This is a genomic window from Pedobacter terrestris (genome assembly GCF_052343045.1).
Classification (GTDB): domain Bacteria; phylum Bacteroidota; class Bacteroidia; order Sphingobacteriales; family Sphingobacteriaceae; genus Pedobacter.
In genome coordinates this window covers 117,589-129,962 of record NZ_CP180264.1, presented here as the reverse complement: position 1 = coordinate 129,962, position 12,374 = coordinate 117,589, and the positions used below count along the sequence as shown (strand labels likewise).

Here is a 12,374-nt window from a genome sequence, read left to right as displayed (position 1 = left end):
TTTATCTGTTCATCAGATCTTCAATTTCTTCGATCTCTAAAGGAATATCGCGCATCAGATCAATATTACCATCGGAAGTGATCAATATATTATTTTCCAGTCGAATGCCTAAACCTTCTTCAGAAATGTAAATTCCGGGCTCTATCGTTAGCACGTTCCCCACAGCAAAATCTGCATATCGATCTGCCAGATCATGAACATCAATGCCTAAATGGTGAGATGCGCCATGCATAAAGTACCGTTTATAAGCAGGCAATTGTCCGGGCTTAACTTTTGCTTCCTGAATAGAAAGTAACCCAAGGTTCACCAGCTGCTCTGACATGAGCTCGCCAACCTGCCCATTGTAATTTGCCCAGGATGTGCCCGTAACCATCAACTTCATTGCAGCTTTCATTACGTGCAGCACGGATTCGTAAACTGTCTTTTGTCGGGGAGAAAAGCGCCCGTTTACAGGAATTGACCTGCTCATATCGGCATTATAGTTGGCATACTCGGCACCGAAATCAAATAGGATCATGTCTCCATTTGTACAAATCTGATTATTGTCTGTATAATGAAGAATATTGGCATTTGAGCCGGAGGCGATGATTGGCGGATAGGAATGCCCGGTTGCACCCTGCCTTATAAACTCGTGAATGACTTCTGCCTCAATCTCATATTCTTTCACTCCGGGTTTGGTAAATTTAAGCACCCGCTCAAATGCACCTTTTGTAATTAAAGCTGCTTTAGATATCAATTCTATTTCAAAATCAGATTTTATTGTTCTTAATGCGCGCATTACCGGCGCAGATCTTTCAAGTTGGTGAAGTGGGTATTTCTGCTTTATCTGGTGAACAAACCGCAAATTTGCGTCTGGAACGTTCTGTGCATAATGTTCATTTTCGTTTGAATTTAGATACAGATATTTCGCGGAATAGATAATGCTGTGCAGAATCTGATCGAAATCCTCCAGCCAGTAAATACTTGAAATACCAGAAACCTCCCTGGCCTGCTCTTTAGAATATTTTTTTCCTTCCCAAACTTTCAGAAAATCGCTTGTCTGTCTTAAAAACAGGACTTCTTTGTACAAAGGATTAGGACAATCGGGATAGAGTAATAATATTGTTTGTTCCTGATCAATGCCACACAGGTAGAATAAATCGGCATTTTGTTTAAATGTGAAGGATTGATCGCCACTTCTGGTGAATTCATCATTCGACTTAAACACCGCTAAAGAACTGTCTTTAAGATGCTTGCAGAAATTTATTCTGTTTTCTATAAATAAAGCAGGCTGAATGGCGCTGTATCTCATAATTATTGTACATTTACTTGGGGAACGGTCAAATGTAATGAAATGAGCTATCGGTTTGAAGTTTGGAACGGAGTTTGTGTAAAAGTTTGAAAATTTAAAAATTTGTTTAATTTTGCGATTACTGAAAAATTAATCAATTAAATTGTTTAACCCTTAAAAAAGAAAAAAAAGATTATGAATTATTCTACATTAAAGAAAAGTCTTGCAGTTTCTTTAGTAGCATTAACGGGAGCCGCTTCTGTTGCTGTTGCTCAGGATGCTCCTGCAACGACTTCTTCTGCCAAGGTATTTGGTGGAAGAGGACAGTACAGAACTTGGTCAATTGGTGTTAACGCGGGTGTTTTGACTCCGGTAACAGTTCTTGGTGGTTCTAATGACTTTAACAAATGGGATGCTAACTTAGGTTACGGTTTAAACATCCGTAAACAATTAGGTCATTCTTTCGCTTTAGAATTAAACGGACTTCGTGGTAAAGTTTCTGGAACGAATGATGCATCTGTATTAGGTGCTGGTTCTACAAACAGAGAATTCGAAACTCAATTGCAATATGCTGTTGATTTACGTGGTGTTGTTAACGTAGGTTCTATTGATTTCTTACGTCGTGAGAACTCAGTAGGTTTCTTCGTAACAGCTGGTTACGGTTTCTTGGCTTACGCGCCTACTTTAACTGCTGCTAACGGTACTGTTACCGATTTCAAACAAGTTAAAGAAGCTAGAGGTGAAGATAGCTACATCAAATCTGTATACATTCCTGTTGGAGTTGGTGTTAAATTTAAAGTTTCAGAGCGTGTTAACTTTAACTTAGGTTACACTATGAACTTCATCGACGAAGATAACTTTGATGGTGTTTATGCAAAAGGAACTACTAAAGATAAATATTCTTACGGTTATGCTGGTTTAGAATTCTCTTTAGGTTCTTCAGCTAAACCTAGCTTAGAGTGGTCTAACCCATTGGCGATTATGTATGATGATTTGAAAGATCCATCTTTACGTCAAGAAGTTGATGCATTGAAAAATCGTGTTTCTAACGTAGAGAAATCTGTTGAAGATTTGAAAAAAGATACTGACGGTGACGGTGTTTCTGATCAATTCGACAAATGCCCAGGAACTCCTGCAGGTACTGCTGTTGATGGATCAGGATGTCCACTTCCTAAACCAGAAGCTGCAGCTGCTACAAGCAATGTAACTGGTTTCGAGAAAATCGGTTTCGATTTCAACTCATCTGTTTTGAAAACTGAATCTTATCCAACATTAGATAAATTATCTTCAGTGTTACGTGAAAACGGTGGTAAAGTAACTGTAAACGGTTACGCTTCTAGCGAAGGTACTGCTGCATATAACTTGAAGTTATCTAAAGACAGAGCTAACTCTGTTAAAACTTACTTAGTAAACTCTGGCGTAACTGCTAGTCAGGTTGCTACTAAAGGTTATGGCGAAGCTAACCCAATTGCTTCTAACGATACTGAAGAAGGTCGTATCCAAAACCGTCGTGTTGAAACTAGCAGAAACTAGTCTTCAATATCAAGCTTAAAAAAAGGGTTCCGAAATTCGGAGCCCTTTTTTTTTGATATATTTCTCCATCTGCACTAAAATTCAATTGGCTTTTAATAAGTTTGTACTATGTACTTCTTCAGAAAAAAAAATCCGGACAGGCCAAACAATATTAATCTAAAGATTATGCATTTCATTAATGCACTGGCCATTCTTATTTTCTGTGCAGGCATAATTTACAAGCTCATCCAGTGGCTTAGCAAATCATAGTAATCATGAAAAAAGTAATCAATACCACAAATGCACCTGCACCAATTGGTCCTTATAGCCAAGCTGTACAAGCAGGAAATTTTTTATTTATTTCCGGACAAATTGCCATCAATCCAGAAAATGGAGAGCTGAATTTGATAGACATTCAGGAAGAGACTCATCAGGTAATGCGCAATTTAAAAGCGGTTTTGCTTGAAGCGGGACTAACCTTCGATAATGTAGTGAAATCTACAATTTTTCTTAGCGACATGGGCACTTTTGCTCAGGTAAATGAAATATATGGCCAGTATTTCACAGCTGATTTTCCGGCAAGAGAAACGGTACAGGTATCGGTTTTACCGAAAAATGTAAATGTTGAGATTTCTGTTATTGCTGTGATTGCATAGCTTCATTATCTATATTTTATCAAACTCCGGATCATTCCGGAGTTTTCTATTTCCCGGCATTTTGCATAATTTTTAATGCACTGGATTAAAGCACTTGCCCTTTTGTCATTTGTTTTTGCTGCGGGTGATCATTATTTTTAGAACGTATTGCCTGCCTGAGAATTAAAAGAACGTTATTTTGGCCAATTCTATATTAGATACACCCGTTGAATTTATTAAAGGCGTTGGCCCAACAAAGGCAGATGTGCTTAAAAAAGACTTATGCCTTTTTACTTTTCAGGATATGCTTTCGCATTATCCGTTTCGGTATATAGACCGCACCAAATACTATAAAATCAATCAGCTTGATCCCGAATCTCAATACATTCAGATTATCGGAAGGATCATCAGTAAAAAGCAAATTGGCGACAAGCGCGCCAAAAGAATTGTTGCCATTTTTAAAGACGAAACGGGATTGATGGAGCTCGTTTGGTTTCAAAGCCTGAAATGGGTTGATGAAAATATCCAGGTTGGAATGGCTTATGTAGCTTTCGGAAAACCCAATCTTTTTAATGGTACGTTCAGCATTTCACATCCAGAAATGGAATTGTACCAAAACCGATCAACCGCCAGAGGAAACCTCACTTTGCAACCGGTTTACAACTCTACAGAAAAACTAAAAAAGTTCAATCTTGATTCTAAAGGGATTCAGAAATTGATTGCAGGTTTACTGGATCAAACCACTCTTCAAATAACAGAAACTCTGCCGCAATATCTACTGGATAAATATCTGCTTCCGGATCGGCGCACCGCATTACTGAATATCCATTTCCCTAAAAATCAAAAAGATTTAAGTGCTGCTGAAAGACGTCTCAAATTTGAAGAACTTTTTTTCATTCAGCTGCAGTTATTGAATAGCAAACAAGTTAGACAACTCAAATTTAAAGGTGTTGTTTTTGATAAAGTTGGTGAAAAAGTAAATCGCTTTTATAAGGAATTTTTACCATTTGAACTTACAAATGCGCAAAAGCGTGTGGTGAAGGAAATCAGAACAGATACACAGCGTGGCGTACAAATGAACCGACTTGTACAGGGTGATGTGGGCAGCGGAAAAACCGCCGTGGCGTTGATGAGCATGTTGCTGGCTGGCGATAATGGTTACCAGGCCTGCATGATGGCGCCAACAGAAATTCTTGCCCGCCAACATTACGCTTCTATCCGTGAATTGGTAACGGATGATTTGGTCAAAGTGGCTGTTCTAACCGGAAATACCAAAAAAAAAGAACGGCTCTTGATTCACGAACAACTGGAAAATGGTGAAATAAATATCCTCATTGGCACGCATGCATTGATTGAGGATAAAGTACAGTTTAAGCATCTTGGACTTGTGGTAATTGATGAACAACACCGCTTTGGTGTTGAACAAAGAGCAAAACTGTGGCGTAAAAGTATTGTTCCACCGCATATTTTAGTCATGACCGCTACGCCAATTCCGAGAACCTTAGCGATGACTTTATATGGTGATTTGGATGTTTCTATCATAGATGAATTGCCTGCGGGCCGTAAACCCATTGAAACACGCCATTTGTACGAAGGCCAGCGCATGCGTATGTTTGGATTGATGAAGCAAGAAATTGCCAAAGGCAGACAGGTTTATATTGTTTATCCTTTAATTAAAGAAAGTGAAAAACTGGATTTATTGCATCTTGAAGCAGGGATTGAACAACTCAGCTACCAGTTTAAACGGCCAGAATACCAGATGAGCATTGTACACGGCCAAATGCCCAATGCCGATAAGCAATTTGAAATGCAGCAGTTTATCGACGGCAAAAGCCAGATTATGGTGGCAACAACAGTAATTGAAGTTGGCGTAAATGTTCCAAATGCTTCGGTAATGATTATCGAAAACGCAGAGCGTTTTGGCTTATCACAACTGCACCAATTGCGCGGCCGCGTTGGCCGCGGTGCGGAACAATCTTTCTGTATTTTAATGAGCAGCAATAAATTAAGTAGAGAAGGAAAAATAAGACTGGAAACGATGGTTAGAACCAATAATGGATTTGAAATTTCCGAAATAGACCTTCAGCTCCGCGGTCCTGGCGATATTACCGGAACGCAGCAAAGTGGTGTTCTGGATCTTAAATTAGCAGATTTGGCTAAAGACCAGATCATTCTGGCAGAAGCCAGGAATACCGTTATAGAGATGTTTGCAGACGATCCTAAATTGGAAAAGCCAGAACATATACTCATAAAAAATTACCTGCAAAAACAAGAACGCGGAATATCCTTTGATAAGATTTCCTAAATCATAACTTCGCCATATTCCAATACCATTTTAATTCGATTGCGTTTTTTGATTCTCAAAGCTTAGTTTTGCATAAAAATTTTCTACGTGGCAGATTCAGACCCCAATTCGGTTTCTACGAAACCAGATCCTTACGCAGCATTGCGTTTCCCGGAATTCAGGTCCTTTTTAGGTATGCGATTCTTCTTTACACTGGCCTATCAAATGCAAGCCATTGTAATTGGTTACCACATTTATGATTTAACACACGATGCGCTAAAACTTGGTTTAGTTGGTTTATGCGAAGCTATCCCCGCAATTGGCATTGCGCTTTATGGTGGCTATATTGCCGATAAAAGCGAAAAGCGTGGTTTGTTAATTAAAATATTCTCAGGCGTGTGGATTTGTTCTGTACTGATGCTGTTGATTACCAGCAAATACCTCAACCTTAAAGAAGATACTATTGTATTAATTATGTACGGATTGGTATTCTGCATCGGGATTGCGCGTGGTTTTTTCGGTCCGGCTACGTTCTCTTTAATGGCTAAAATTATCCCGAAAGAGCTGTATCCAAATTCAAGTACATGGAACAGCAGCAGCTGGCAAATGGCAACTATCCTTGGGCCGGTGTTGGGTGGATTTATTAATGGCCTTTGGGGGATAACCGCAGCTTACAGCGTAATTGTGGTACTGGTTTCCATATCATTGATTTGCATTTTCACCTTCAAAAAGCATCCGGCAACTTTTGTTCCTACGCAAAATATAATGAAAAGTCTTAGTGAAGGAATTCGTTTTGTTTTCAAAACCAAAATGATGGTTTGGGCAATGAGTCTCGATTTGTTTTCGGTTTTTTTTGGCGGTGCCGTAGCGCTTTTGCCCATGTTCGCAAAAGATGTATTTCATATGGGCTCTATGGGTTTAGGGATTATGCGGGGCGCGGCTTCATCTGGCGCAGTAATTACCATGCTTGCAATGACACGCTTCTCGCCAATGAATAAACCTTGGCGCAATTTATTGATTGCCGTTACCGGATTTGGTTTAAGCATTATCTGCTATGGTTTATCTAAAAATTTCTACCTCACACTGTTTTTTCTTTTCCTGGAAGGATCGTTTGACAGTGTAAGCGTTATTATTCGTTCAACCATTATGCAGTTGCTTACGCCAGATGACATGCGCGGACGAGTTTCTGCAGTAAACAGTATGTTTATCGGTTCGTCTAATGAAATTGGAGAATTTGAATCGGGGTTGACAGCAAAGCTCATGCGATTGGTGCCCGCAGTCGTATTCGGAGGAAGTATGACGATCGGCATTGCCGCCTTAACCTGGTTTAAAACCAAATCGCTAACGAAATTGAGTTTGCAGGATATTAATGAGCAGACGGCTGCAAAAATGTAATAGGCTTAAGCCTATTACATTAAAATTTTTTATTCTTACCCCAGAATAAGTACACTATCGATCCTAAAAACGGTGCAGAAAGGATAATCAAAAACCACAAAACCTTCACCGCTGTACTCACGTTACTATTTCTTGCAATATGATAGAGCGACATTAAAATTAGCGTGAGCCAACATATTGCTGCAATGATAATGACAATAGCAATTTGATTGCTCCCGATGTTATTGGATTGTAAAAGCATATAGTAAAGATTAAACCTTAAGCTTCAACAATCCGCTCGCCAATTTGTTGGCGCCACATAGCTTGATAAAGGCCATTTTTGCCAATTAGTTCATCGTGCGTACCGGCTTCAATAATTTTTCCTTTCTCCAGTACAAAAATGCGGTCGGCATGTTTAATCGTAGATAAACGGTGCGCAATTAAGATTGTGATGTGATCTGTTAAATCAGAAACCGAACGGATGGTTTTGGTTATTTCTTCTTCCGTAATCGAATCGAGAGATGAGGTAGCTTCATCAAAAACCAGAATATCTGGATGACGCAGCAATGCACGTGCAATAGATAAACGCTGCTTCTCCCCGCCCGAAACTTTTACACCGCCTTCGCCAATTAAAGAATCCAAACCTTTATCTACACGAGACATCAGCGTTTGGCAAGCTGCTTGTTGGAGCACACGCAAACAATCTTCATCTGTAGCCGCCGGATTTACGAAAAGTAAATTCTCGCGGATGGTTCCGGAGAATAATTGCGTATCCTGTGTTACAAAACCAATTTTCTCGCGCAGCACATCTAAATCAATTTTATTGCTCGGAATGCCGTTGTATAAAATAGCGCCTTCTTTTGGCTGATACAAACCTACCAGTAATTTGACCAACGTGGTTTTGCCCGATCCGGAAGGGCCAACGAATGCAATGGTTTGTCCACTTTGCGTTTTGAATGAAATATCCTCCAAAGCATTGCGATTGGCGGTTTGATGTTTAAACAATACCTGGTCAAAAGTAAGATCTGTAATGTTCTGAATGGTTACCGGTGCACTTGGTTTCTGATCTATTGGCGTACTTAATATTTTTTTAAAGTTGCCTAAAGAAACTTCAGCCTCACGCCAGGTTAAAATCACGTTTCCAAGTTCCTGCAAAGGTCCAAACAAGAAGAACGAATAGAAAAGAAATGAGAAATATTGACCGGCGGAGATGGTGTTCTCGAAAATCAGTAGCAATAATACCAAAATCATTGTACTCCGAACCAGGTTTACAGTTGTACCCTGTACAAAGCTCATACTTCTTACATATTTCACTTTTTTCAGTTCCAGACCTAAAATCTTGTACGTGGTTTTATTCAGCCGTTCAATTTCCTGATCGGCCAGACCTAAACTTTTAACCAGTTCTATATTGCGCAAAGACTCTGTAGTTGAGCCAGCCAAAGCGGTGGTTTCGCCAACAATAGAGCGCTGAATAGTTTTAATTTTCCGGCTTAAAAACCAGCTCACAAAACTAATGATCGGAATGGCAGCGAAGTATACCAGCGTAACTTTATAACTCACAGAAAGAGAATATACGATTACGAAAACCATCCCAATAAGGCTTACAAAAAGAATGCTGATGAATGCTGTAATAAATTTCTCAGAATCCAGACGCACTTTCTGTAAAATGCCAAGTGTTTCTCCGCTTCGCTGATCTTCAAAAACCTGATAAGGCAATTTTAGTGAATGCTGTAATCCATCGGCATACATTTTGGCGCCAACTTTCTGAACAATTACACTGGTAAAATAATCCTGGAAGTTTTTCGCAATACGCGATACCATTGCCGCGCCAATAGCCAACCCGATTAAACCGAGCGATCCCCAGATGTAATCGTTTTTAGTAAGAGAGGCTTTTTTATTGATAAAACGGTCTAAAATCTGCCCGGTGATATACGGATCGAGAAGTGAGAAACCAATATTTATAGCCGCAAGCAGAAGCGCCAAGGCCACAATCCACTTGTGCTTTTTTAAGTAGTTTAATAATAATCCCATTAAGTTTTGTTGTTTGAAATACAAACATAAAAAAAAGGGAACGGATAAAATCCATTCCCCATTTTTATGACTTTATAACTAAAAAATTTAGTCTTGCGGTTAATTAAAATCCGTAACGTAATCCGATCTGGAATTGATAAGGATTTCCTGAAGGATTGACTACACCGGTATTGTTCACACGGTAAGAATATGATTTAGCCGTATTGTCAAAACCTGTAACAGCATAAAGCGCTTGCGTACCCAGTGTTTCATTCACACCCCATTTCTTGTTCAGCAAGTTACCCACGTTGAAAATATCTCCAGCAATTTCAATATTGTGTGTTTTATAGATTTTGATCTTCTTTGCAATACGCAAATCCACAATACCGAAGAAACGATTTACACCACCATTTCGTTCAGCAATTTGTCCTGAATATTTATTGATGTAATCTTTCAAACTCTGGCTGGCGTCCGGGTTATCCAATAAAGCCTGTAGACTTGTACGAATTGCCTGAGGAACGCTCGGGTTGGTTCTGTCAAAAACAAAAGCCAGATCATTTGTTGCCACAAAATCTCCATTGATGTTACCACCTGCCAATAAACTGTAACGTGTACCACCAATACCAGAATAACGCACACCTACGGTTATGCCATAAAATGTAGGCAATGTTCCGTAAATCACGATTTTATTGCGGAAGTGACCGTCTGAATAAGACATTTTACTCAAATCTCTCGGATCATCCGTCACTGGAAGAGATAATGTAGCAGTATTGGCTACGTTACCGTTGTAAGAAGTGTTGTCTTTAGTGTCATTCCATGTGTAACTTGCCGTAATTTCCCCATCCTTGAAATAATTCCAGGTTGCATCCAATACAACAGCAAACTGGTTCACTTTTCCTTTACTATTCATTTCCAAAACACGACCGAATTGATTGTTTAAACGACCCAATTTCCAGTCGGATGATCCGTTAGATGCATCAACTGTCGGAACATATACTCCGCGATTACCTTCATTTGGCAATGTGAAAAATGGATTGGCTACCATGTTTCTATCAATGTACATGTAGTTGTTTCTACCCAAAGTTGCATAACCGGTAATTCCTACTTTGAATTTATCGGTAATTAATTTACTGTAAGATAAGTTGGCTTTATATACCACCGGAACTTTAGCGTCTGATGCGTAGGTATTAATCGTTGGAACCTGTTGTGCAGCTAATGTTGGTGCTGATACCGATCCGTTTCTATAACCGACAAAATTTGGAACAGGAACATTTGGAGAAAACACGTCTACAGTTGCGAAATGCTTACCATCAAAAGTTAGATTATTGATGGTCATGTAGTTGTTGATATCCGAACCGAAAATTCCGGCTCCGAAACGCACAAAGTCCGTTCTGTTTTCATTAATATCCCAGTTAAACTGAATTCTTGGTTGTACTAAAAATTGTTTCAGTTCATTATCGGTTCTTACTCCAATAGCATCAAATAGCTGTTGATTTAAAGGTGATTTTGGATATGAACTATAGTCAACACGTAAACCCCCAACAAATTCTAAACCACTAGCCAGATTGGTTTGCATCTGGCCATATAATGCCGTATTCCAAATTCCTGCTTTAACTGTAGGATCGTCTACCAAAGGAACTTCGCGATAGAAACGATTTGGAATGAGGTTAGAAAAATTCTGTAAAGAACTGATCGCTGTTCCTGTATTTCTAAATTCGAAACGGCCGTTTACTTCACTTCCATAAAGAGATTTTGCATTGGTATACATCACATCAACACCAAATGTATATTTGATTTTATCGGTATTGTAATAGAAGTTATCTACCAATTGGAATACATTATTTGTAAATCCTTCCTGACCGAAACGATGACCACCGATCTGAATATCTGTTCCAACATTCGCTCCGGATGATAATGTTGATGGTACATTAAACACAACTGCTCTCGGAATTGCACCATTTAGCTCACTATTTTGAGTACTTGCCTGAAAGGTATATAAATGTTGAAATTTTACCTCATTCGTAATTTTACTACTAATGGTAGATCGTAAAGTAGCCAATAAACTATTGTCTACGTTTTTATCAGTACCATAACTTTCATAAAAGTTGATGGCAGTATTGTCTCCCAAACCTAAAGGATTACGGTCATTGGTATAATTATCCCGAATGGTTAATAAATTCCGGTCATTGATTTGCCAATCTAAGCGAGCAAATGCCGCATCTGAACCACGTTTTTTGTCAAATGTACCGTATTGTGGTGTATTTGCAACGCCGTATTTTGTACGTGCAATATCCAAAAACTGTGATAGTGTACTGTTTGTAATTCTAAATCTCGCTTCATCCGCTGCACCATTTACATCTGCAATGATTAAAGGACGCGCATCTCTCTGGTGATCCCATCCAACAAAATAGTGTAATTTGTCTTTAATGATTGGGCCGCCTAGAGTAAACCCGTACTGATAAGTAGAGAAGTCGTTATCACGTTTAACCCCTCTTATATCATAAGGCGATGAAAGCCAGTCTGCTCTTCCATACATAAAAGCACTTCCGGTAACTGTGTTTGTACCAGATTTGGTTACAGCAGTTACAGTACCGCCACCGGCTCTTCCTAAGGTAACATCGTATTGGTTGGTTACTACTTTAAACTCACGTACAGCTTCGATAGAAATAGAATATGGCGCACCACTTCTACTTGTTGTACTCCCTGCAGATGTTGGGTTTTTTGCGCTCATACCATCAATTGTATAATTTGTAGAAGAACCCAATTGTCCAGCAATACCACCACCACGGCTTAATGGAGAAAGATCCATCAAGTTAGAAAAGTTACGGCCATTTACCGGCAATTGATTCATGGTTTTGGCAGAGATCTCTGTAGAGGCACCAAAATTTTGTACCTTGTTTCTCAATCCGGAAGCTACAACCTGTACAGCTTCTAAGGTTTGAGAAGAAGTTTGCATATCTATGTTTACGCGTACAACATCACCAAGATTTAACATGTAACCTGTACGTACCTGCTCGCCAAAGCCAACATAAACTGCTTTAATTGTATAAGGCCCGCCCAAAGGAAGCTCTTTAAAAGTATATTCCCCTTTTGCATTTGTTGCTGTACGGGTAGTAAAACCAGTAGATTCATTCTTTACCTGAACAGAAACACCTGGTACGGGTTTCTTGGTTTCATCATTGATTACGCCAGAAATGGATGCTTGTGTGGTTTGAGAAAATACCGAATTGGTAAGTCCACAACACAGCAATAGAACTGCGATAAGTAGTCGTCTTAGCATGATTAGTTT

At 39.2% G+C, this 12,374-nt stretch carries 9 protein-coding genes; 5 read left to right on the top strand and 4 right to left on the bottom strand.

From position 1 onward, the window contains the following. Position 1 precedes the first annotated feature (1 nt). Complete coding sequence (locus tag ACJVDH_RS00675) at positions 2-1,291, bottom strand: aminopeptidase P family protein (protein WP_443945658.1); 1,290 nt, start codon at positions 1,289-1,291, stop codon at positions 2-4. A gap of 174 nt (positions 1,292-1,465) precedes the next feature. Here ACJVDH_RS00675 and ACJVDH_RS00670 point away from each other — a divergent pair, with 174 nt between their 5' ends. The 5 genes from ACJVDH_RS00670 (at position 1,466) to ACJVDH_RS00650 (ending at position 7,096) form a co-directional block, all read left to right on the top strand. Then, positions 1,466-2,803 (top strand): OmpA family protein, encoded by a 1,338-nt coding sequence (locus tag ACJVDH_RS00670; protein WP_443945657.1) that lies wholly within the window; start codon positions 1,466-1,468, stop codon positions 2,801-2,803. Positions 2,804-2,911: 108 nt separating this feature from the next. Then, positions 2,912-3,052 carry a DUF6728 family protein gene (locus ACJVDH_RS00665; RefSeq protein WP_443945656.1) on the top strand — a complete coding sequence of 47 codons (141 nt, stop codon included), beginning with the start codon at positions 2,912-2,914 and terminating at the stop codon, positions 3,050-3,052. 5 nt (positions 3,053-3,057) lie between these two features. Then, positions 3,058-3,438, top strand: coding sequence for a RidA family protein (locus ACJVDH_RS00660; RefSeq protein ID WP_443945655.1), 381 nt, complete (start codon positions 3,058-3,060; stop codon positions 3,436-3,438). 178 nt (positions 3,439-3,616) lie between these two features. Further along, the gene (gene recG, locus ACJVDH_RS00655) at positions 3,617-5,722 is read left to right on the top strand and encodes an ATP-dependent DNA helicase RecG (RefSeq protein WP_443945654.1); all 2,106 of its coding nucleotides are present in this window, start codon (positions 3,617-3,619) and stop codon (positions 5,720-5,722) included. Between the two features lie 87 nt (positions 5,723-5,809). Then, complete coding sequence (locus ACJVDH_RS00650; RefSeq protein WP_443945653.1) at positions 5,810-7,096, top strand: MFS transporter; 1,287 nt, start codon at positions 5,810-5,812, stop codon at positions 7,094-7,096. Positions 7,097-7,115: 19 nt separating this feature from the next. Here ACJVDH_RS00650 and ACJVDH_RS00645 read toward each other — a convergent pair whose 3' ends face one another. The 3 genes from ACJVDH_RS00645 to ACJVDH_RS00635 form a co-directional block, all read right to left on the bottom strand. Further along, a complete protein-coding gene (locus tag ACJVDH_RS00645) occupies positions 7,116-7,250 on the bottom strand; it encodes a PLDc N-terminal domain-containing protein (protein ID WP_443947590.1) in 135 nt (44 codons plus the stop codon). Between the two features lie 104 nt (positions 7,251-7,354). Next, the gene (locus ACJVDH_RS00640; protein WP_443945652.1) at positions 7,355-9,106 is read right to left on the bottom strand and encodes an ABC transporter ATP-binding protein; all 1,752 of its coding nucleotides are present in this window, start codon (positions 9,104-9,106) and stop codon (positions 7,355-7,357) included. Positions 9,107-9,209: 103 nt separating this feature from the next. Beyond that, positions 9,210-12,365, bottom strand: a complete 3,156-nt coding sequence (locus tag ACJVDH_RS00635) for a carboxypeptidase regulatory-like domain-containing protein (RefSeq protein WP_443945651.1) — start codon at positions 12,363-12,365, stop codon at positions 9,210-9,212. Between the last annotated feature and the right edge of the window lie 9 nt (positions 12,366-12,374).